Source organism: Microcystis aeruginosa NIES-843 (assembly GCF_000010625.1).
In the GTDB taxonomy this organism is placed as follows: domain Bacteria; phylum Cyanobacteriota; class Cyanobacteriia; order Cyanobacteriales; family Microcystaceae; genus Microcystis; species Microcystis aeruginosa.
Genome location: NC_010296.1, coordinates 2,542,660 through 2,564,084 on the forward strand (window position 1 = coordinate 2,542,660; position 21,425 = coordinate 2,564,084).

General features: G+C 44.2%; 19 protein-coding genes. 10 read left to right on the forward strand and 9 right to left on the reverse strand.

The window, feature by feature from the left end; genetic code table 11:
• Positions 1-53: 53 nt before the first annotated feature.
• The 3 genes from MAE_RS12190 to MAE_RS12200 all read right to left on the reverse strand — a co-directional run bounded on the left by MAE_RS12190 (position 54) and on the right by MAE_RS12200 (position 4,666).
• Positions 54-866 (reverse strand): HEAT repeat domain-containing protein, encoded by an 813-nt coding sequence (locus MAE_RS12190; protein ID WP_012265848.1) that lies wholly within the window; start codon positions 864-866, stop codon positions 54-56.
• Between the two features lie 185 nt (positions 867-1,051).
• Positions 1,052-2,827, reverse strand: a complete 1,776-nt coding sequence (pyk, locus tag MAE_RS12195; RefSeq protein ID WP_012265849.1) for a pyruvate kinase — start codon at positions 2,825-2,827, stop codon at positions 1,052-1,054.
• 156 nt (positions 2,828-2,983) lie between these two features.
• On the reverse strand, positions 2,984-4,666 hold the full coding sequence (locus MAE_RS12200) for an iron uptake porin (RefSeq protein WP_002798913.1): 1,683 nt from the start codon (positions 4,664-4,666) through the stop codon (positions 2,984-2,986).
• A 687-nt stretch (positions 4,667-5,353) separates the two neighbouring features.
• Between MAE_RS12200 and MAE_RS12205 the strand changes: the two genes are divergently transcribed.
• The 3 genes from MAE_RS12205 to MAE_RS12215 all read left to right on the forward strand — a co-directional run bounded on the left by MAE_RS12205 (position 5,354) and on the right by MAE_RS12215 (position 7,409).
• Entirely contained in the window at positions 5,354-6,169 is an 816-nt protein-coding gene (locus MAE_RS12205) for a Ycf66 family protein (RefSeq protein ID WP_012265851.1), read from the forward strand.
• 12 nt (positions 6,170-6,181) lie between these two features.
• Positions 6,182-6,718: a TolB family protein gene (locus MAE_RS12210; RefSeq protein ID WP_002761945.1), complete on the forward strand. Its 537-nt coding sequence runs from the start codon at positions 6,182-6,184 to the stop codon at positions 6,716-6,718.
• Between the two features lie 169 nt (positions 6,719-6,887).
• On the forward strand, positions 6,888-7,409 hold the full coding sequence (locus MAE_RS12215) for a TolB family protein (RefSeq protein WP_002798916.1): 522 nt from the start codon (positions 6,888-6,890) through the stop codon (positions 7,407-7,409).
• Positions 7,410-7,603: 194 nt separating this feature from the next.
• Here MAE_RS12215 and MAE_RS12220 read toward each other — a convergent pair whose 3' ends face one another.
• Positions 7,604-8,701 (reverse strand): patatin-like phospholipase family protein, encoded by a 1,098-nt coding sequence (locus MAE_RS12220; RefSeq protein WP_002798918.1) that lies wholly within the window; start codon positions 8,699-8,701, stop codon positions 7,604-7,606.
• A 398-nt stretch (positions 8,702-9,099) separates the two neighbouring features.
• Positions 9,100-10,389 (reverse strand): glucose-1-phosphate adenylyltransferase, encoded by a 1,290-nt coding sequence (locus tag MAE_RS12225; RefSeq protein ID WP_012265852.1) that lies wholly within the window; start codon positions 10,387-10,389, stop codon positions 9,100-9,102.
• A gap of 206 nt (positions 10,390-10,595) precedes the next feature.
• On the opposite strand from MAE_RS12225, the gene MAE_RS12230 reads away from it, so the two are divergent.
• The 3 genes from MAE_RS12230 (at position 10,596) to MAE_RS12240 (ending at position 14,118) form a co-directional block, all read left to right on the forward strand.
• On the forward strand, positions 10,596-11,960 hold the full coding sequence (locus MAE_RS12230) for a hypothetical protein (RefSeq protein ID WP_041804083.1): 1,365 nt from the start codon (positions 10,596-10,598) through the stop codon (positions 11,958-11,960).
• Between the two features lie 334 nt (positions 11,961-12,294).
• Complete coding sequence (gene dusA / locus MAE_RS12235) at positions 12,295-13,290, forward strand: tRNA dihydrouridine(20/20a) synthase DusA (RefSeq protein WP_041804723.1); 996 nt, start codon at positions 12,295-12,297, stop codon at positions 13,288-13,290.
• 15 nt (positions 13,291-13,305) lie between these two features.
• Positions 13,306-14,118, forward strand: a complete 813-nt coding sequence (locus MAE_RS12240) for a DUF362 domain-containing protein (protein WP_041804084.1) — start codon at positions 13,306-13,308, stop codon at positions 14,116-14,118.
• 377 nt (positions 14,119-14,495) lie between these two features.
• Here the strand turns inward: MAE_RS12240 and MAE_RS12245 are convergent, their stop codons facing one another.
• Both MAE_RS12245 and MAE_RS12250 read right to left on the reverse strand, forming a co-directional pair.
• Positions 14,496-14,846, reverse strand: a complete 351-nt coding sequence (locus tag MAE_RS12245; protein WP_012265856.1) for a Rieske (2Fe-2S) protein — start codon at positions 14,844-14,846, stop codon at positions 14,496-14,498.
• 8 nt (positions 14,847-14,854) lie between these two features.
• Complete coding sequence (locus MAE_RS12250; protein ID WP_012265857.1) at positions 14,855-15,436, reverse strand: DUF1997 domain-containing protein; 582 nt, start codon at positions 15,434-15,436, stop codon at positions 14,855-14,857.
• Positions 15,437-16,254: 818 nt separating this feature from the next.
• On the opposite strand from MAE_RS12250, the gene MAE_RS12260 reads away from it, so the two are divergent.
• Positions 16,255-16,710: a response regulator gene (locus MAE_RS12260; RefSeq protein ID WP_012265858.1), complete on the forward strand. Its 456-nt coding sequence runs from the start codon at positions 16,255-16,257 to the stop codon at positions 16,708-16,710.
• Here MAE_RS12260 and MAE_RS12265 read toward each other — a convergent pair whose 3' ends face one another.
• A complete protein-coding gene (locus MAE_RS12265) occupies positions 16,711-16,893 on the reverse strand; it encodes a hypothetical protein (RefSeq protein WP_002763844.1) in 183 nt (60 codons plus the stop codon). It abuts the gene before it with no gap.
• A gap of 226 nt (positions 16,894-17,119) precedes the next feature.
• On the opposite strand from MAE_RS12265, the gene MAE_RS12270 reads away from it, so the two are divergent.
• From MAE_RS12270 to truB, 3 genes are all read left to right on the forward strand, one after another.
• Positions 17,120-18,691: a hydantoinase B/oxoprolinase family protein gene (locus tag MAE_RS12270; protein ID WP_012265859.1), complete on the forward strand. Its 1,572-nt coding sequence runs from the start codon at positions 17,120-17,122 to the stop codon at positions 18,689-18,691.
• 121 nt (positions 18,692-18,812) lie between these two features.
• Positions 18,813-19,847 (forward strand): tRNA (adenosine(37)-N6)-threonylcarbamoyltransferase complex transferase subunit TsaD, encoded by a 1,035-nt coding sequence (gene tsaD, locus MAE_RS12275; protein ID WP_002798926.1) that lies wholly within the window; start codon positions 18,813-18,815, stop codon positions 19,845-19,847.
• A 280-nt stretch (positions 19,848-20,127) separates the two neighbouring features.
• Complete coding sequence (gene truB / locus MAE_RS12280) at positions 20,128-21,009, forward strand: tRNA pseudouridine(55) synthase TruB (RefSeq protein WP_002798927.1); 882 nt, start codon at positions 20,128-20,130, stop codon at positions 21,007-21,009.
• Between the two features lie 128 nt (positions 21,010-21,137).
• Here truB and MAE_RS12285 read toward each other — a convergent pair whose 3' ends face one another.
• Positions 21,138-21,410, reverse strand: coding sequence for a hypothetical protein (locus tag MAE_RS12285; RefSeq protein WP_002798928.1), 273 nt, complete (start codon positions 21,408-21,410; stop codon positions 21,138-21,140).
• Positions 21,411-21,425: the final 15 nt, after the last annotated feature.

Genomic DNA, 21,425 nt, shown 5'->3' on the forward strand with positions numbered 1-21,425 from the left:
AAACCTCTGGATTGCATCGGTTTTAATTTAGATACAAAATAACCAATGATTAATTACAATAAACTATCCATTAAAGTGAGAATTTCCGAGATATTTTCGCCCCTAGAATTAGTTTTTAGATGGTTTTCTAAAAGTTCCTTGAGAGCAACCAGTTTCAGACTATTTTCCGCCAAAGTATTAGCGATCGCAGGGGCAGCCGGCAGATAACCCGTAGCGCCTAAATCCATTAAAGCAGAACGACGCAGCTGTAATTCTTCCCCTTGCAAGGCATTAATCAGAATATCGCCATAGTGGGGGTTAGCCGTGAGTTGGTAGAGGGCGCGGGCAGCCGCATAACGCACTTTTTCGACGAAATGCTTTAAAAATGGTTCGATCAGGGGAATCGCTTCCGTCGCTTGCAGGGTTCCCAAGGCTTCGATAATCGCTTCGTAGGGTTGGACTAAATGGGGTTTTCCCGCCACTAAAACGGCCACTTCGATGCCACCCTCTAATAGTTTCTTTAAAGGTGCGATCGCGCTTCGATCCTGAAGCATTTCCAATGCCTGGGCAGCCGATTCGCGCACATAATAATCTTCGCAGTCGAGACAGGCAATCAAGGCGGGAAGACAACTGAGATCATCTAATTTCCCTAAAGCGCTGGCAGCGTTGCGTCGCAGGGGATAACCGCCATCGGGAGTGCGATCGCTTTCGTCCTCTAAAGCGGCAATTAACGCCGAAATCGCCTCCGGTTGACGAACACGAAATCTACCCAACCACCAAGCGGCATAATAACGCGCGCCTAGGTCTTCTCTTTGCTGGATATTAGCGATCGCTTGTTCAACGGTATAGGCCGGATTATCGACGGCAGCAGAGTAAGAATCGCTCATAGACAAGTGAAAATGGGTGTGGGGTGTGGGGTGTGGGGTGTGGGGTGTAGGGTGTGGGGTGTAGGGTGTGGGGTGTGGGGTGTGGGGGGATGGGGAGAATAAATAAAACCTGTCTCCTGTCTCCTGTCTCCTGTCTCCTGTCTCGTGTCTCCTGACTCCTGACTCGGAGAATACTGACGACCGACTCAGTTTTTCATAGTCGCCGCACCCTTGCCAATACCAGAATAAATCAAACCCCGTTGAGCATCGAGACTAATGATCACCCCTTCGCGGATAATTTTCGTGGCATCTTTAACCCCGACAATCACAGGAATACCCAATTTTAAACCGATAGTAGCGGCGTGATTATTCATCGCGGTATCCTCGGTGATAATTCCGCCAGCTTTCCGCATCATATCCACATATTCGGCGCTGGTGGTGGGAACGACTAAAATCTCCCCGCTGCTAAAACTACCCACTTCGCGGGCATTATGGGCCACTCGCGCCCGGCCACTAGCCACGCCCTGGCCGATACCCGTACCTTTGCCCAAAAGGGATTTTACCACTTCCACCTTAATTAAATCCGTGGAACCGGCCACCCCTTGCAGAGTTCCCGCCGTCATCACCACTAAATCACCATCCGCGAGGAGGTTATTTTCCTGGGCAAGATTCATCGCCACTTGAAAAGTTTGGCTGGTGGAGGGTAAATCGAGTAATAACATCGGTTTTACGCCCCAAACTAGCTGTAACTGCTGTGCCACTTCTCGATGGGGAGTAACGGCTAAAATCGGGGTTTTGGGGCGAAATCGGGAGACATTACGGGCAGTAGAGCCGGTTTTTGTCAGGGTAATAATTGCCGCTGCCCCCAATTGTTCGGCAATTTGACTAACTGCCGAGGAAATAGCGTTAGGAATCGATTGTTTATTGTTAGAGCGAGCGGCACTATTGATCTGTTCCCGTTCGATCCTTTCGGCAATGCGGGCCATGGTTGCCACCGCTTCGATGGGATAATGACCCACAGCCGTTTCATTGGAAAGCATGACCGCATCAGTGCCATCTAAAATCGCATTAGCTACGTCAGAAACCTCGGCGCGGGTGGGACGAGGATTACTGGCCATACTGTCAAGCATTTGAGTGGCGGTAATAATCGGGATGCCTAGCTGATTAGCGGTATTAATCAGGCGTTTTTGCAGGATTGGCACGTCTTCGGCTGGTAATTCTACTCCTAAATCTCCCCTAGCCACCATCACACCATCACAGAGGGATAAAATTGCCTCCATTTCCTCGATCGCTTCGTGTTTTTCAATTTTAGCGATCACGGGGATAGATTTCCCCGCACTGGCGATTAATTCTTTAATTTCGAGGATATCTTGGGGATTACGCACAAAACTGAGGGCGATCCAATCCACATCCCACAACAGTCCGAACATTAAATCTTTTTTGTCCTTATCGGTTAAAGCTTTTACCGACAGATAAACGTTGGGAAAATTTACCCCTTTATTACTGGATAAGACACCCCCAACCACTACGCGACAGGAAAGATCACCTTTCAAACGATCCACCGCTTCCACCCGCATTTCGACTTTACCATCATCGAGGAGAATTCTTGAACCTTCTGGGACTTCTTGGGCCAGAGAGGGATAGCTAATGGAACTTATGTCCTGATTACATTCCACATCCCTAGAAGTAAGGGTAAAGGGTTCCCCCGGTTTCAGGGTAATCGACCCACAGGCAAATTTACCTAAACGAATTTTTGGCCCCTGTAGATCCTGAAGGATGCCAATCGGTTGATTGAGTTCAAAGGCTAACTGACGGATCAGGTTAATGCTGTGACGATGGTAATCGTGATCGCCATGGGAAAAGTTTAATCTAAATGTCGTCGCCCCCGCCTTGATCATCTGACGTAATGTTTCCTTATTTTGCGAGGCTGGGCCAATCGTGGCCACAATTTTAGTGCGACGGGGGAAAGACAGAGAGTGCATAGATAAGCAACTAAATAGGCGAAGTAAGTATAGCGGCGTTTGGTACGCTCCGATCATCTTCTCATAAATGGTTATATCCAGTGAAAAGTTAAAAGTAAAAAAACGGTGAGATCTACAAATCCCACCGTTTTAGATTGTTTAATCAATCAACTTAGCTTAGAAGCGGAAAGTTGTCCGGATGACACCGACCAAAATGGCGTTACCATCGTTGTTAGCGTTGAAGACCGCATAGGCACCAGGGGTAATCAGGATGTTTTTGGTGACGGGGAACTTATACTGAGCTTCTACCATGTAAGAGGTGCTGCTTTCTTTATCGGAACGGGGTACTTGACCCCCACCGATGGACAGGGCTGCACCTTCGGCAAAGAGATCGAGGACAGAAAGATTAAGGTTCCAAGACCAGATACCAGTGTTATTGTCTCCGATCGCATCATTAACTCCCGTGGCCGAAGCATCGGCATAGCCACCCCATGCCGCTAGATTTAAGACTCCTGGGATAACTTGGGCGCTCGCTTGAAGACCGAAACGGTTAGCGGTAGTGCCAACGTTACCGAAGGGACGCTCAGTCAGAGGGCTGCTGATGTTACCGAATAAACCAGAACTAATATCAGCAGCGGTTTGATAACTGTGAACGTAAACGAAGTTAATATCGGCAAATTTGATGAAGGAGAAACCTACCTGCGCGCCAGCACTGTAGGAACCATTGAACAAACCGTTTCCTTCGTTAGGATTAGAGGCACCACTGCCAGCCAGATAAGCCCCTGTAACTTGGAAAACATCGCCGACATTGAATCGAACCCCTGCACCTGTGCCAGAAGGACCGCGGAAGACGATGTTATTGTAGCGTTGACCGCGGGATAAAGCACCCGTGCCGCTATCGGCGAGGAAGGGGTTAGCAGTGATGAAAACGTCATCAAGGTTCAGGCCGTTAGCACCAACCCAAACGGTGATGTTACCGAAGGGAGTGCCGATGGGAGCGCGGTAGAACAAGTCATCGATGGTTACATCGTTGTCACGACCGTCATCGTATGCCAGACGGGTCATGTTGGTTCTCGTCGGTCCATTTTGGTTGAAAGTGTTGTTAAAGTTACCCGCTTGTAAACGGGTTCTCAACAAATCTTTACCAGTGAAGCTGGTTTCAAAGTTGAGTCGTACCCGATTATTAAATACTGTTTGAGTTTCATCTTGATTGCTGCCCTCAGTCACCGTACCGTTGGTATTTCTAATGGCAGCTTGACCACCCCAGCTATCGGCGATACTGAATATCACCTCACCTCTGAGTTTGGTGGTGGTGGAAAATTGATTGTTTTCCAAGAAAGCAACGCGCTGTTCAAGGTTATCTACTCTAGCCCCTAAAGCCGCTAGTTCGGTCTCAAATTCTTGAACAAGACGTTTTAATTTATCGATATCTTCTCTGAGTACACCGACACCATCTTGAATTAAACGTTCCATGACGTTTAAACAAGCGTTTAAACCAGCGGCAAATTCCCAACGAGTGGTGGCGCGATCACCACGGAAGGTACGGTCGGGATAACCAACGATACAACCGTAACGTTCCACAAGACTTCTTAATGCCTCGTAGGCCCAAGCGGTGGGAGATACGTCCCGCAGTTGGTTAACGCTAGTCACCTGGGACATGGAACCCTGATAAACACCCGTATTAATCTGCTGACTATTTTGGGCGCGTTGAATGCGATCGAGTTGTTGTTGCGCTACTGGATCAACCTTGAGTTGAGGTGTACCAGGCATAGTTTGAGCCACTGCGCTGCCAGCAGCCGCTACGGAAGCACCTAATACTAAAGGAGTTACCTTTACTAAATTCTTGAATAGTTTTGACATGGGTCAATCCTCACACCTTATTCTATGGATTGAATGGACTATGAATACAAACAGACTATATGTTTAGCCTGAATTATAATCACATTCTATGCTAATTCCCTCTTGTCTAGGTTAAGTTAATTTTATGATATGACAGAAAAATTTCTGTCTGATCTTATTAAAATTAGGACTTACGCACTTTACAAATTAACCATAATGTGCATCAATGAAAATCCCTCCTTTCAGACTTGCGGCGATTAACTTCCCAACGATAGCGATCGCTCAAAAGTGATCAAAAAATCACGTTAAAATAAAATGCCCGAAACCCATACATCACATTTAGTCAATCCTGTCAATGGGCAATTCCTAAAGATTTTGTTAAAATCTCAGCCTTATCAGTTATCAGATGTGAGTTTTCAGTTCACTGTTTACTGTTCACTGTTCACTGATCAAATCTCCCCACTTCCCCACTTCCCCCCGCAACGCGCACGAAGTGGTCTCCCCACTTCTCCACTTCCTCAACAATAGTTGTGTGAGCTAGGCTCGATCGAGTAAGTTAGAATCGAGGATGATAGATATAGTGCTAGACTTGGGGGTTAGGATATAGATCGACTCCTTGAGTTAAAAACAGCAGGATTGCTGCTGAAAACTGACGGCGATAGATAAAGACTCGATTCTTGAATTTAAGCACCGAGAAGGGAGATAAAGATGGTCAATTTTGGGCTGAATTCGGCCAGTATCTTAGGAATTTTTCTGGCAGTGGCCGGAGCGGGATTATACTTCCTGCGCTCGGTGCGGCCGGAACTTTCCAGGGATCATGATATATTTTTTGCCGCCGTTGGTTTACTGTGCGGTTTAATTCTACTTTTTCAAGGGTGGCGACTGGATCCGATTTTGCAATTCGGACAATTTTTGCTGACCGGGGCAGCGGTGTTTTTTGCCTTCGAGACGGTAAAATTAAGGGGTTTAACCACGGAACAGGCCCGCCGCGGCACGTCTTTTGTGGATGAACGTCCTGTGAGTCGGGAATATCGGGCCGAATTGGAACCCCTCGACACCTACGAACCGGAGGAACGTTACGAAGATAATCCCCGTTTACGCGGTTACGATGATCCCCGCTCTTCCCGCACTTCTAGTTATCAGGACGAGGAACCCCGCAGCACCCGCACCCGTCGGCCGGCCGATCCTAGCAGTCGCAAAACGGCTAATCGTCGTCCCCGCAATAGTTCCCCCACTAGCGATCGAGATGTTTATGATCAGCGCCGTAGCGGTGATGATTGGGAAGAAACCAGTCCCCGTCCCCGTCGTCGTCCCGCTAGTGAAGAGACGAGCAGTAAACCGCCCCGCACTAGCCAAAAACGTCGTCCTCGCCCAATAATTGAGGATGATCCGCCATTTAAAGGGGAATACGTCGATTATCAACCGATCGATCCTAGGGATGCCGGCGATCGAGAAGATTGGGAGAGACCGGATAATAGTGAACGGGAGTCGAGTAATGATAATCCGACTAGGTTTGATTATTAAGGAGTAGGTCCGATGACCAAAGCTCCCTTTTTACTGTTTATCTGCTTGTTTTTAGGGGTTATAGGCGGTTGTAATCTCAATAACCCCGGTTTTTCTACAGGAACCCTAAATAGTCGCTATAATGACGAAAAACCCGCCCTGAGCGGTGATGGTCGTTGGCTTGCTTTGCTGTCTAATCGTCGCGGTAGTAATCAGATGCTGCTTTATGATTTGCAGACAAAACAATACCAAGCCCTAGGGGGATTATATACGGGTCAAGAAATTACCGATAGCCCCAGTTTAAGCCAAACGGGGCGTTATCTGGCTTATGTGGTGATTATTGAGGGTCGTCCCGTCATCGCTTTATATGACCGCATTACCGATCGTTCTGAGTTATTGAGTCAAAATTATCGCGGTTGGTTGCGAAATCCCCGTCTTAGTCCCGATGGTCGTTATCTTGTCTTTGAGTCCGCTCGTCGGGGACAATGGGATGTGGAGGTTCTTGATCGCGGTCCGAATATCGAGTTAGATATTGCCGATGGCAGTCCCGTTGAAAGTCCCAAACCGTGAAACGTCATTAGACCTCTTGTAAAAATCAAAAATTGTTGTTAGGGTCAGGAGTCAGGAGTCGGTCGTCAGGAGAATTAAGAATGAATAATAATCAATTAAATGGTCTATTTAAGGATTTTGTGCAATTTAATCCTTATTTTTCCCGTTTTTGAACCATCAAAAATTAATTATGCAAGAGGTTTATTTTTTTATTAGTCTTGTTGCTGTAATTAGTTTGTTAACTGGATGTGCGGGTTATCCCAGTTTATTGTCTTTTCCTTTCGATCGAGGGGGGAGAACTTTAAACAGTGCTGCTAGTGAATTAACTCCCTATCTTGCCTCTCGCTATCTCGTTTTTGCGTCCGATCGCAATGGTTCCCAAGCTATCTATCTTTTTGATGCCATCGATCGCCGTTTACTGCCTTTACCCGGACTAAATTCTCTCGATCAGATCGCTTCTAGTCCTTCCATTAGTGAAGATGGTCGTTATATCGTTTTTACTGCTAGTCGTCAGGGAAAAACGGCTATTTATCTGTACGATCGACAAACTCAACAGAGAAGGGAAATTGCTCCCGATCTGCTCGCGGAAGTACGCAATCCGATCATCAGTGCCGATGGTTCTAAAGTGGCTTTTGAAGCGGCAAAAAATGGGCAATGGGATATTATGATTTACGATCTATCCGGACGGGTATTAGTCAATGAAAATCAGTGATCATTAGATCTCTTGTAAAAATCAAAAATTGTTGTTAGGGTTAGGAGTCAGTAGCCAGTAGCCGGTCGTCAGGAGTCAGTAGTCAGTAGCCGGTCGTCAGGAGAATTAAGAATGAATAATAATCAACTGAATGGTCTATTTAAGGATTTTGTGCAATTTAATCCTTATTTTTCCCGTTTTTGAACCCTCAAAAATTATCTTAAACCCATAGCTTTTAGTCGATGTTCTAGAAATTGTTTTCCCTGTTTTTCCCCGTCAGCAATCAGACGCTGGATATTGGCAGGAGAGCGATCGAGTTTACTTTCGTAGTTGAGACTATTGGCTAATTCCGCCGACATTTCGATCATAGGAATATGGTAATCTTGATCGGGATCTTCCGGGAAAGATTTAGGAATTTTAAATGGTTCTGTTAAGGCGATCTCGCGCAAGAATTCTTCTTTAAAGGCTCCTTTAAGAAATAATTGATTGAGAAAGTCAATCTGATCGAGACCTTGAAATAGGGAAACATTACCTTCTAATTCATTGCGGCGATCAGCAATATCATCGGATTGCACGGGGATCTTATCTCTGGAGGTGGGATTAATTTTAATTACCCAAATTTCATCGGGAATATTTTCGACTCCAACAAATTCACGGCGAATTAAAGAACGGATGGGGGGATTATCGGAGAATAGTCCATCCCAGTAGGCCATAGTTTCAATGGTGACAGCAGGAAAAATGTTAGGAACACAGGCAGAAGCTAGGATATGTTCAATTTTAACTGCTTCCTCGCGCGAGTTAAATTTACTTAATTTTCCGGTCAGGACATTACAGGCCCCCATTAATAAAATTGGTGGTTCTGGTTTAGCTCCCCAAGTGGCTAATTCCGAGAAATCAATATGCGCTCTTAGTAACTGATCAAAGTTGGTAAAGCGACCGCGTAAACCGTAGGTAGCTAGGGAAAATAAGGTTTTAGTAATTGGAGAGGAAGGACTGAGATTATACTGGGGAATTAATCCTTTGCTGGCTAATTCTAGAGCTTTAATAGCTGAGTCATTAAATAGCTTTTCTTGGGGAGTTTGAGTGCTATTATCTTCCCAAAAATCAATCATTCTTTTCCAAACGACGCTATCACCTTTTTTGAGAGCATACCAAGTGAAAAAGGCACAGATAGCACCCCCAGAAGTACCACTGAGACTGACAATATTAAAGTAATCTTGCACTTTATTGTCAAATAATGCTTTTAATGCACCGGCAGTAAAAGCAGTTTGACTGCCGCCTCCCTGACAAGCGATCGCAATTTTGGCTTTCATAAATATCCTTATCTCCTGAATGGCTTCTATCTAAGTCCTAAGTAGGGAGGCACAATTATTTGTAGGATGGGTTAGCGGTAGCGTAAACTATGCGGGCGTTGGGTTTCATGCTTCAACCCAACCTACGTTCATCTTATATTTAATTCCACCCACCTACTTAGGGCTTTAATTTAAGGTTAATTGAAAACTTAGAATCGGATGCAAAAATATAGAAATTTTTCTGATTTTCAGAGGAGCTGCTCGGGAGATTTTGCTATCACTTCTAGAAAAGGATAGGATTTCAAGGGAATTGTCTAGGTAATTAGCTGAAGCCATCAGCCTGCGGCTATATCCAAGCGATAATAACTAGAAAAATGGAAAAACTGATAACTGATAACTGATAACTGATAACTGATAGATTAAATCACTGTCCCGTCGGGAATAGTGGCATTTTTGAAAATAACCACGATGCCGCTGCGAACATAGAAACCTAAATCTTCGCGATTAGCTTCTTCCACACGATCTTTGTTAACAATTAAAACATTGGAACCAATGCGAGCATTTTTGTCGACAATTGCCCGACGAATAGTCGAACCGGAACCGATACCCACGGGAATTTTGGCATTCCCGATCAGACTTTCCCGTTCGGGGAAAGACTCATAAAAGTCGGCTCCCATCAGCATTGTATCCTCGATCGTGCAGTCTTTGCCCACTCGACTACGAATACCTAAAATCGAGTGATGGATGCGACATTCTTTGAGAATACAACCTTCAGAAATCATCGATTCTGTCACCGTACAATTGAGCATTTTTGTGGGTGGCAGATAGCGAGAACGGGTATAGATGGGGGCTTTTTCATCGTAGAAACTAAAGGCGGGATTTGGTTGTTGGGTCAAGGCGAGATTCGACTCATAAAAGGCTTCAATCGTCCCGATATCTTCCCAGTAACCCTTAAATAAATAAGCCTGAAGATTGTAGTCTTTAGCGGCCGAGGGAATAATTTCCTTACCGAAATCGGTCTGTTCTTTATTGGCATCGAGCAGATCGATTAAAACATTCTTTTTAAAGACATAAATTCCCATGGAAGCGATGTAGGGACTTTGACGGGCCTGGTCGGGACTTAAGCCTAAAATCGTCGTATCTACCCGCATTCTTTCCAATTCTGCCCCTTTGGGTTTCTCATAAAAATCGACAATTCGCCCCGAATCATTAATTTTCATCACCCCAAAAGCGGAGGCGCGACGTTCATCGATGGGAACTACCGATAAAGTGATATCGGCGTTGGTTTCCCGATGGCGTTCGATGAACTTGCTGTAGTCCATACGATAGAGATGATCTCCCGAGAGAATCAGATATTCATCGATATCCCAATCCTTCATCGTCCAGATATACTGTCGTACTGCGTCGGCCGTGCCTTGGAACCATTGAGGATTTTCCATGGTTTGTTGAGCGGCCAAAACTTCCACGAAACCATCACTAAAACCCGTAAAATTGTAGGTACGATTGAGGTGACGATTGAGGGAAGCGGAATTAAATTGCGTCAACACATAGATTTTATCAATCTGGGAGTTAATACAATTGCTGACGGGAATATCGATTAAGCGATATTTTCCCGCTAGGGGGACGGCAGGTTTTGCCCGCAGTTTCGTTAACGGATAAAGGCGAGTTCCGGCCCCGCCACCCAAAATAATAGCTAATACTTTTTTCACGCGCGTAACCCTCGCGATTGGCTGTTTCCTTCTCAAAGTAAGTGTAGGATGATAGCGCACCTTATTGATAGAGGGGAAACAAAAATCTAGATCTAAAAGTCATCAAGAGGGAATTGATCGGAGTCTTTGCGGATAAATTCGCTAAAATCATGAATTTTTGGGCTAAATCATTAATATTCACCTTTTTTCTCCCTTTACCGTACCTAATGCCCGCCACGGTGACGGGCGATCGCTGTTCTTGGTTAGCCCAAGGTTCCGATGTACAGACTTTCGGTAAACAGGGCCAAAGCGGAAAAGCTGGCAAGGTCGGCGGCCAAGGCAAAAATAGTGACAGTTTAACCCTTTTTCTCGATGGTTCTCCCCTAAAACTCGATATTTCAGGACAAAAAGGGGTCGATGGTGAAAATGGCAGCAATGGCAGCGATGGCAACTGTAGCGGTCAACCGGGCAACGTCACACGAAATCTCCAGGCGGCCGGTGGTGGTAACGGTGGCAATGGGGGTGATGGGGGTGATGGGGGCAATGGCGGCGCTTTAACCCTCTATGCCACTAATTTAGATTTTTTAAGACAAGTAACGGTCAATGCGGCCGGAGGCGCTGGGGGTTTTGGGGGTCAGGGAGGCCAGGGGGGCAAGGGTTGTCGCTGTTCCCAACCTTTCTGGACAATTCAAACCTGCAGCGGTAGGCCGGGTGATGCCAATTATAGCTGTACCACCAGAGAATTTAGCTGTCAGGATGGTCTGGATGGGGCGACGGGTAATAGTGGTCGTAACGGTCGCGAAGGGCGTTTAGGACAGTTAACTTTAATTCAAATCGATCGCCCTTTAACTGCCGATCAACCGAGCGCAACTGTTCCCCTTTCGGAGTTAAAAGAACGGGGTTATATTCTATCTAAAAATACTTGGGAAACTCGCACCGGGGCAATGTCTTTATTTGCCCCCGGTTCCCTGATCGATGATCAATATCGGATTTTATTAGATCGATCGGAACGTTCTTTTATTTTAATTTGGAATGCGCCCCAAGAGTTTAACCGGTTTACTAATCAGCGTTTTACTTTAACCCTCGATGATCAAAAGGAAATGAGGGTAACTGTCCCCAGTGAACTCTGGATCGAGGGAACCACTCAAAAACGCAATAATGTTACGGAATTTGTCGTTTATAATGCTGTTTTTGAACGAGATGTCACCCAATTAGAAGCAAAAGGTATTACAGGAAATGGTACTGATTTAAGGCTTTTTCTCGAAGATAAAGCTTCCCAATCGAATTTAATCGGCACTAAATTTAAAGTGCGTTATCGCGTCACTCGTTGGCAAGCAGACGACCTGCAAACCAGTCCGAGAACCGATTTTGTCACTCGCTATGAAGGAGATATGCCCGCTAATTTAGTCCGACAGGACGGCAATCAATTTATTCTGGATATCGGTCAATTACCCTTACCTGTGGAATCTTTGCGATCGGGTACGGGGATAGAAATCGAGTTACTTGCTACGCGTTCTTTTGCTGGTTATTCCAAAGAACAAAAACTCGTCATCCGCGACACGATTAAAGGGGCAAATATCCCACGGAGGTAAGTCAAAAAAGCTCCCTTCTCCCTTCTCCAGTGCAGTCTTAACCAGTAATTTAGATAGTCAACTTAAGTAGCTGGTTATAATTAAATTAAAAATAGATTTTAGGTTCGATCCCCCCTTAGTCCTAGGGTTGATTCATAGTAGGGTTGATTCGTGAATCAACCCTACCCTTAGTCCCCCCTTGATAAGGGTGGTGTCTGATAATTTTTAACGCCTACCTACTTACCAAAAGGCTTTAAAATATGTTGAGAGGAAGACTGGTTCTTCTCTGGGGTTCACCAGAGAATGTCCCGATCAGCGATCAATGGCTACCCTCAAGGAGAAAATCAAAGGAAAGATGGGCAATATTTTAAGTGTGGCGCCGATGATGGATTATACCGATCGCCATTTTCGCTATTTTTGGCGACAAATTAGCCTTCGTCCCCTTCTCTACACGGAAATGATCACGACGATGGCGATCAAACACGGCGATCGCTATAAGTTGCTGGGGTTCTCCCTAGCAGAAAAACCTCTAGCTTTGCAGTTAGGGGGTGATAATCCCTATCTTTTGGCAGAATGTGCTAAAATAGCCGAAGATATGGGTTATGACGAGGTAAATCTCAATGTGGGTTGTCCTAGTTCTCGGGTAAAAGAGGGCAATTTCGGCGCTTGTTTGATGGCTAACCCGGAATTAGTCGCGAGGGGAATATCGGCAATGAATCAAGCTGTATCGATTCCCGTGACTGTAAAACAGAGAATTGGCATTGATCATCAGGATAGTTACGAAAATATGGCGAATTTTGTCCGTATTGTTGCGGATGCGGGTTGTCAACGTTTTACCATCCATGCGCGTAAAGCTTGGTTACAGGGATTAAGTCCCAAGGAAAATCGCACCGTTCCCCCTTTACGTTACGATGATGTTTATCGCCTAAAAAATCAGTTTCCCCATTTGTTTATTGAAATTAATGGCGGTATCATTAATTTAGAACAGGCTAGACAACATTTACAATTAGTAGATGCGGTCATGATCGGTCGGGCAGCCTACGATAATCCCTATTTATTTGCCACAGTCGATCGAGATTTTTATGGGGAATCGGTTACTCCTCCTACCCGGGAAGAAGTAATCAAAAAAATGCTTCCCTACATCGATGAGTGGGTGAGTAAAGGTTATAAATTACACCAGATCAGCAAACATCTTTTACAGCTTTTTGCCGGTCAGCCCGGAACTAAGGCCTGGAAGCGTTATATTAGTGAAAATAGCCATTTTCCTGGGGCCGATTCCGGGGTAATCTGGCAAGCTTTACAGCAGGTAAACTCCCTAAATGATCTGGCTAATCTGTCAATTTCCCATTGATTTATTTTCTTTTCTATGATTACCCAATCCTCAATTACTGCCGGGGTAAAAAATTCAGCTATGGCGGATTTTGTTTATCAACCTCCCCCGGCAGCTATCACAGCTAAACGTATTTTAATTAAACCTAATTTAGGTTATCCTGTGCCACCACCAGTAACGGTTAGTCTGCCGGTATTAAGTCAAGTTTTGCGAGGATTGAGAGGGGTAAATCCAGGGGCAGAAATTATCTTGGTAGAGGGAGTATGTTCGGCTATTTCTTTGAGAGAAATTATCGATATTTTGGGAGTAAAATCTATTCTCGATCCTGGAATAACTATTCTTGATGCTGATAGTTTACCCCAGCAAGAATATCCGAATCTTTCCCCTTTTCCTGTCCGTTTTCCCTCGATGTTTGCCCCTACAATTATCGAAGAAGTGGATTGTCGGATCACGATTGGAACCTTAAAACGCACCCATTTAAAGGATAAACCCCTGATTTCTGCTTCTTTAAAAAATCTCTATGGACTCTTTCCCCGTAGTCATTATAAAGCCCGTAGTCCCAACTCGCGGGGGCAATTACATCGCCCCTCCGTACCGCTAATTTTACAGGATGTTTATTTTTGTATCGGTCATCTTTTTGATGGGGCAGTGGTGGACGCTAATCTCAAATATTTTAGTAGTAATTGGCGACCGGATCGAGGAAAATCTATTCCTGTCGGTCAGGTGTTTTGGGGTGATGATATGATTAGCGTGGATCGCAGTGCTTGTCTGTTAGGTGATGAACCGATGCCAAGTTATTTAGATGCGATCGATTTGCTTCGTTCTCAACTTTTAAACGGAACTAATTAGGGTTTGCTGAAAAAGTTTCTTGGTGGGGTTAGGAGTCGGTCGCCGGTCGTCAGGAGGGGAAGTCAGAATAAAAGAATGACCTCGCGCAATCCTGTTTAAAAAATATACAGGAGAGTGGGGATCACTGGAGCGGGGTAGGGTTGATTCATGAATCAACCCTACCTGGAATCAACCCTACCTGGAATCAACCCTACCTGGAATCAACCCTACCTGGAATCAACCCTACCTGGAATCAACCCTAGGAGCGGGGGAGGGGAACAGTCTATAACTGGGTTTTTACGGAAGCGATCGAGGTAGGGTTTGGCATTCTCCAAGATTACCCCATTGTCGAGTGAACTGCTCTTTAGGTTGCCCAAAAACCCCCCTCGGTGAAGATGTCAAGCGTCTATCCAGATGCTGCCGTCTTCGATGCGAAGGGGATAAACGGGTAAAGCTTGGGGTTGAGAAACTGCCGCCATCGCTTTGTTAACCACAGGGGGCCAGGTAATCCAGTCTTTGACAGCACCACTACAGAGATCAAAAGAACTACGATGCCAGGGACAAACGATCGCGCCATCCTCGGTAATTTGGCCCTTCGTCATCGATAATTTTAAATGAGGACAACGATTACCGACGGCGTGGAATTGACCGTTATTGTTAATCAACAGAATGGAATTTTCCCCCACTTTTACCACTTGACGGGCGCCGGGGGCAAGGGAATCTACAGATAATACTTTTGTCCAACTCATATTTTTATTTAACTAAGGGAGAGATCGAGAATCGTTTCGGGGTAATTTTGGGCAATAATGTCCTGTTTAGCCCATTGTTGGTAATCTTGCAACAATTGACTCATTAAACGCTGTTTAATCCGCAATAAAACCCCTTTTAAGAGACTATTACCGGCGATTTCTAACAGCGGACGCGGGGTTAACCATAATGGCGGTGGTAGGGCGACTTTCACCTCAAGATTGGCTTTTCCCGCTAGATAGGTTTGATTATTTTTTTCCACAGGAGCGAGTTTGCCTTTAACATTGAGGCTAAAGCGATCGTTGATATAATCAATACCTTTGATCTGACAGTCTTCTGATTGCAAAAATATCGTCCCCTCAGAGGTAGCCCAGACATTGAGAATAACCGTGGGCTGAAAATAGTACATATTCAAGAAGTTTAGGGGACGCATTTTTAGGCGAAACCGATTCTCGGACAAGTGTTCCGTTAAGTTAGTCTCAACGATAGCCTGTACTAATCTTTGCGGTTGACGCAGATAATGCTGAATCGGGATGGTTTGTTCAGCAACAACAATTTCTAGGGATTCGGCAGCGGTAAAAGTTACTTCCATAAGTTGGCTATCTTAAATTTGTCTCCCTTCTTAATTTTACTTTACAAAACTTATACTTTTCGACGGTCCAGATGTAGAAATTTTATCGCTAAGAGGGGACACAAACCAGATTTTTGCCCAAAGTTAGGCCTTTTTCAGTGATCAGTGGGGGGTTTTAAGTCAACAGTGGGGGAGAAGGGGAATTATGAATTATGAATTATGAAGTGGGAAGAATAAATAAAAATAATCTCCTGACTCGGAGAATTCTGTCTCCTGACGACCGACTCCTGAATTCTAACCCAATGGTAGATGTTGGATTTTTGCAGGAGTTCTATTTTTCGATATAGATAAGTAAAACTTATCTATTGACTCCAAAAACTTGAGAATATTTAAATTAACATTCCGCAATATTTACAAATTCTTAAAAATTAATTGAGAAAGATTTTTATTTAACAACGATGTTATAATGCTTACAGCGATTTTACTGAATTTCATAATGGGTTATTTTGTGCTTTTTTGGGCAGCAATGGTTGAAACCCTTGCCACACCTACAAGGTAATCCTAATTAAGACAGGTAAATTAGTCAATTTCACCGGCAACGATGATCTTTTTTTTGTGTAGTTTTATTGCAAAAAAAAAGTTTTTTTGACAAAAAGCACAAAGTGTGATAGTAACCGAACGTATTTCTGGCTGCCAGTAGTTATTGCAGAGTGGGAGTTGGGGAGAAGGGAAAAGAGAGAAGGGAGTGGGGGAATTATGAATTATGAATTGGGGAGGTGGGGAGGTGGGGAAGTGGGAAGTGTCGTGAAGTTAAGTCCAAAAGATCAACAGGCTCTAAAATGATAACAAGTGAGACCTCTAGGGAAAGGAAAATAATCATGAAGCCGAGAGAGACAATTAAAGTCTTAATTGCCGAAGATCACGAGCTAACTTGTTTAGTACTCAAGACTTTAATTTCCCAGCAGCCGCATTGTCAGGTGGTGGGAATTGCTGTTAATGGTCAACAGGCTATCGCATTGGCGAAAATTTATCAACCAGATGTAATTATTTTAGATGTACGGATGCCTGTCTTAAATGGACAGAGCGCCGCTATTCAGATCAAACAATTCGACCCTTATGTCCGCATTATCGCCTATAGTTCCTTGGCAAATCTTCCAATGGAAAAAAATAATCAAACTACAGCCTTTGATCTATACTGCCCTAAAGATATATCTTCCCAAGATCTGATCAAAGCGATCGATGACTTGGGAAAATTAGCACAATCGGACAAATCTCAATTCCGTCGGGTCGGATAGTTAACTAAGTTTTTCTTCAGGAAAAGTTGCTTGAAACTCATCGAGTAATTCATCCAACTCCTCAAGAGCTTGATTAACATCTAATCTCAGACCCCCAATGTCGGGTTTATCGCGCAATTGCAGTAAATAATCCCGTTTATTGGCCATTTGTTGCACTTTATCGATCAAGCTGGTTTTATCCATAATTCACCCTCTGGTACTGACTGCGATTATATATCAGTCAGCCCATATCAGTGAACAGTGATCGGTGAACAGTGAACAGCCAGTGATCACTGGTAACTAGATCTCCCGCAAAAATCAAAAATCTTCTCTTGGGTGAGCAGACAGTAAACTCCGAGACAGGAGGAGAAAAAAGACAATAGACAGCTAACTGATAACTGATAACTGATAACTGATAACTGACTTTCCTATGTCCCCTCTCAATTCTCACCGCACAGAAATAACTACCGTTGCCGATCCTATTTATCTAGAAATCTTTAAAAATCTCTATCAATTTATTGCCGAAGAAATGGGGATTACTCTCCAAAATACGGCAGCAAGTGTCAATATTAAAGAGCGCCTAGACTTCTCCTGTGCTATCTTTGATGAGGTAGGAAATTTAATCGCAAATGCTCCTCATATTCCCGTCCATTTAGGTTCTATGGCCGATAGTGTCAAAAGCTTAATTCAGGATAAAGGTGAGACGATTCGTCCAGGGAATGTTTATCTGGCTAATAATCCTTATAATGGCGGTACTCACCTGCCGGATGTCACAGTAATTAGTCCTATTTTTGACCGCCAAAATCAGGAAATATTATTTTATCTTGCCTCCCGGGGACATCAAGCTGATATCGGTGGAATTACCCCCGGTTCTATGCCTCCCCATTCTGTCCATATTAGCGAAGAAGGAATTTTATTCGATAATTTTTTGCTGGTAGCAGCGGGACAGTTTCGGGAACAAGAATTAATTAATCACTTAACTAATAGTCCTTTTCCTGCACGCAATATCGCCCAAAATATTGCCGATTTTCAGGCACAAATAGCCGCTAATGCCAAGGGGGAAAGAGAATTACATAATATGGTTGAGCGCTACGGATTAGCTATGGTTAAAGCCTATCAACAGTTCGTTCAAGATAATGCGGAATTAGCGGTTAGAAAAGCTATATCTGTCCTGAAAGATGGTGAATTTACTTATTATCTGGATAACGGTGCTGTCATCAAGGTCAGAATTAGCATAGATATTGATAATTGTCAAGCAACCATTGATTTTACTGGCACATCTGACCAGTTAAATAATAATTTTAATGCACCCCTAGCAGTGACAAGAGCGGCAGTTTTATACGTTTTTCGTACCCTTGTGGAGGAGGCAATCCCTTTAAATGCTGGCTGTTTCAAACCCCTCCATTTAATTATCCCGTCTGGCTGTTTTCTTAATCCCGTTTATCCAGCGGCCGTAGTAGCGGGAAATGTAGAAACTTCCCAGGCAATAGTTAATGCTTTATACGGTGCTTTAGGCATTCAAGCAGCCAGCCAAGGGACGATGAATAATTTCACTTTTGGCAATCAAGAATATCAATATTATGAGACTATTTGTGGCGGTTCTGGTGCGGGGGCAAATTTTGCGGGAACCGCTGCCGTGCAAACCCAGATGACTAATTCCCGTCTCACCGATCCGGAAGTATTAGAAATGCGCTATCCTGTGTTAGTAGAAAGTTTTAGCATTCGCCCCGATAGTGGCGGCAAGGGACAATATTCTGGAGGTGATGGTGTGATTAGAAGAATTAAATTTCAAGAGTCCATGACTGCTAATATTTTATCGGGTAATCGCCAGATTCCCCCCTTTGGACTAGCGGGAGGAAAAGCCGGTAAAATAGGACGTAATGCCGTGGAAAGAAACGATGGAACTATCGAAGAATTGCCCGGTACTGCGACTGTAGAAATGAACCTTGGTGATATTTTTATTATTGAAACCCCCGGCGGTGGTGGCTATGGAAATTGCTGAACGATAACTTTAATTAAGTACCTAAGCAAAATTAAGTAAGTGGTTATAATTAAATTAAAGATGGCTCCCCCCTTAATCCCCCCTTAATAAGGGGGGTGTCTGACGATTTACTGATTAATTTATGACAATTATCTTAGCGATCGAAACCAGTTGTGATGAAACGGCTGTGGCTATTGTTAACAATAACCTGGTGTTGAGTAGTGTGGTTTCTTCTCAAATTGATCTCCATCGTCTCTATGGCGGTGTTGTGCCGGAAATGGCCTCCCGACAACACCTAGAAACCATTAATTTTTGTCTAGAAAAAGCTTGGCAAGAAACGGGGTTAAATTGGTCAGAAATTGATGGAATAGCCGCCACAGTTGCCCCCGGTTTAGTAGGTGCTTTAATGGTGGGAATGACGGCGGCTAAAACCCTGGCTATTGTTCACGATAAACCCTTTATCGGCATTCATCATCTCGAAGGTCATATCTATGCTTCCTATCTCGCTGAATCTGATCTTAAACCTCCTTTTTTATCTCTTTTAGTCTCTGGGGGTCATACCAGTTTAATCCATGTGCAGGCCTGCGGCAAATATCAACAATTAGGAACCACTAGAGATGATGCAGCCGGAGAAGCTTTTGATAAAGTGGCACGATTATTAAACTTGAGTTATCCGGGTGGTCCGATAATCGATCGCATGGCTAAAGATGGTAATCCGCAAGCTTTTCCCTTACCTGAGGGTAAAATATCTTTACCAACCGGCGGTTTTCATGCCTACGATTCCAGTTTTAGTGGTTTAAAAACTGCTGTTTTGCGCTTAGTAGAGAAATTCGAGCCAGATAATTTACCTGTAGCTGACATAGCCGCTAGTTTTCAAGATACGGTAGCCAGAAGTTTAACCCGTCGGACAATCAATTGTGCCTTAGATTATGGCTTAAAAACTATCGCAATCGGGGGAGGAGTGGCGGCCAATAGTGCCTTAAGAAATCATCTGGAAACTGCCGCCAAAAATCATCATTTAACCGTCTATTTTCCGCCGCTTAAACTCTGTACCGATAACGCCGCTATGATTGCTCGTGCTGCCGTTGATCATTATGATCTTGGTCATTTTTCTGACCTTTCTATCGGTGTTCGTTCCCGTTTACCTTTAAGCGAAGTTATGCAATTATATAAGTAGGGTTTGCGGCAAAAGGTTTTCGGTGGGGGCAGGGTGTGGGGTGTAGGGTGTAGGGTGTAGGGTTTTAACTATTTTCAGCATGAAGCCCAACGCCCGATCATGTTACGCTACCGCTAACCCATCCTATAAATAATTGCGCCTCCCTACTTAATACGTCAGATTTTTAGATATCAGCCGTCAGTATTCAGAATTGAGGAGATTGCTTTTATCTATTCTCCCCATCACCCCATCACCCCACCACCCCACTTCATAATTCATAATTCATAATTGATAATTCATAATGTTTGGCTTTTTAAATCTCAATAAACCCCCCGATTGGACTTCTCACGATTGCGTGGCCAAAGTCCGAAAAATTCTTAAGACAAAACGAGTCGGCCATGGCGGAACTTTAGATCCTATGGCTACGGGAGTTTTACCGATCGCCGTCGGGGCTGCCACCCGATTACTGGCCTATTTACCCGAAAATAAGGCTTATCGGGCAAAAATCCAGTTAGGACTCAGCACCGATACCGATGATATTACGGGAAAAGCGATCGCTACTTGTCCCTGGCCCGATTTAACTTTAGAGGCAGTTAAGCCCCATTTAGCGGAATTTATTGGCAATATTGCCCAGATTCCGCCGATGTATAGTGCTATTCACAAGGATGGTCGCCGTCTCTACGAATTGGCGCGCAAAGGGGAAATAATCGCAGTGGAGCCTCGTCAGGTCAAAATTGACCAAATTACGGTTTTAGACTGGTTAGAGGGCGAATTTCCACAAATAGAGCTAGATATTCACTGTGGATCGGGGACTTATATCCGTTCCCTGGCCAGAGATTTGGGCAAGGTGTTAGCTGTGGGTGGCACTTTAGCCAGTTTAACTCGCACGGAAAGCTGTGGTTTTCAATTAGCTGATAGTATTAATCTCGAAGCTTTAATGGTTAATTCCGAGGGTTTAATTTCGCCTCGCATTGCCTTGGCACATCTAGACTGGATTTCTTTCACACCAGAGAGAGTTATCGATTGGTTTCACGGCAGAAAAATTAATCTCACCGATACAAATGTTATAATCGGTTCTCTGGTTGCTGTGGAGTCTTTAGAGGCTCAATTTCTCGGCATTGGTGAGATAGTTGTCGCAGAAGATGAATACTATCTACAGCCTAAAATAGTTATTCAGCAATAGGGGTAATAATTAGGGTCTGCTGAAAAAGTTTTTCGTGGGGACAGGGTGTGAGGTGTGGGGTGTGGGGTGTGGGGAGAATAAATAAAATAATCTCCTATCTCCTGACTCCTGACGACCGACTCCTAACCCTAACAACAGTTTTTGATTTTTACAATAGGTCTAGTATAGACCCACTGATTATGATTTTTTTTGGCCACGATTTTTTTAGAAGCAACCAAAGATTTTAGACAAAGATTGAGCATAGAAACGGGACGATTTAAGCGTTGGCTCAATTCTTGAACTGTGATTCCTTGGGGATAAAATTGCATAAGTTCAAAAATTTGTGCGCTAGTATTTAATCCTTTTGTCGGACTAATAATCTTGATAGCCAAGGCTAGTAATCGGGAGAAACGACAGGCCATTAGACCCTTGTTTGT

What these genes read in the sequence shown, in the direction of transcription:
- MAE_RS12230 (WP_041804083.1), top strand. Translation starts at nt 10,596, where the DNA reads ATGCCCGCCACGGTGACGGGCGATCGCTGTTCTTGGTTAGCCCAAGGT.
- dusA (WP_041804723.1), top strand. Translation starts at nt 12,295, where the DNA reads ATGGGCAATATTTTAAGTGTGGCGCCGATGATGGATTATACCGATCGC.
- MAE_RS12220 (WP_002798918.1), bottom strand. Translation starts at nt 8,701, where the DNA reads ATGAAAGCCAAAATTGCGATCGCTTGTCAGGGAGGCGGCAGTCAAACT.
- MAE_RS12210 (WP_002761945.1), top strand. Translation starts at nt 6,182, where the DNA reads ATGACCAAAGCTCCCTTTTTACTGTTTATCTGCTTGTTTTTAGGGGTT.
- MAE_RS12265 (WP_002763844.1), bottom strand. Translation starts at nt 16,893, where the DNA reads ATGGATAAAACCAGCTTGATCGATAAAGTGCAACAAATGGCCAATAAA.
- MAE_RS12285 (WP_002798928.1), bottom strand. Translation starts at nt 21,410, where the DNA reads ATGGCCTGTCGTTTCTCCCGATTACTAGCCTTGGCTATCAAGATTATT.
- MAE_RS12215 (WP_002798916.1), top strand. Translation starts at nt 6,888, where the DNA reads ATGCAAGAGGTTTATTTTTTTATTAGTCTTGTTGCTGTAATTAGTTTG.
- MAE_RS12245 (WP_012265856.1), bottom strand. Translation starts at nt 14,846, where the DNA reads ATGAGTTGGACAAAAGTATTATCTGTAGATTCCCTTGCCCCCGGCGCC.
- MAE_RS12200 (WP_002798913.1), bottom strand. Translation starts at nt 4,666, where the DNA reads ATGTCAAAACTATTCAAGAATTTAGTAAAGGTAACTCCTTTAGTATTA.
- MAE_RS12260 (WP_012265858.1), top strand. Translation starts at nt 16,255, where the DNA reads ATGATAACAAGTGAGACCTCTAGGGAAAGGAAAATAATCATGAAGCCG.
- MAE_RS12270 (WP_012265859.1), top strand. Translation starts at nt 17,120, where the DNA reads ATGTCCCCTCTCAATTCTCACCGCACAGAAATAACTACCGTTGCCGAT.
- tsaD (WP_002798926.1), top strand. Translation starts at nt 18,813, where the DNA reads ATGACAATTATCTTAGCGATCGAAACCAGTTGTGATGAAACGGCTGTG.
- pyk (WP_012265849.1), bottom strand. Translation starts at nt 2,827, where the DNA reads ATGCACTCTCTGTCTTTCCCCCGTCGCACTAAAATTGTGGCCACGATT.
- MAE_RS12205 (WP_012265851.1), top strand. Translation starts at nt 5,354, where the DNA reads ATGGTCAATTTTGGGCTGAATTCGGCCAGTATCTTAGGAATTTTTCTG.
- MAE_RS12250 (WP_012265857.1), bottom strand. Translation starts at nt 15,436, where the DNA reads ATGGAAGTAACTTTTACCGCTGCCGAATCCCTAGAAATTGTTGTTGCT.
- truB (WP_002798927.1), top strand. Translation starts at nt 20,128, where the DNA reads ATGTTTGGCTTTTTAAATCTCAATAAACCCCCCGATTGGACTTCTCAC.
- MAE_RS12240 (WP_041804084.1), top strand. Translation starts at nt 13,306, where the DNA reads ATGATTACCCAATCCTCAATTACTGCCGGGGTAAAAAATTCAGCTATG.
- MAE_RS12190 (WP_012265848.1), bottom strand. Translation starts at nt 866, where the DNA reads ATGAGCGATTCTTACTCTGCTGCCGTCGATAATCCGGCCTATACCGTT.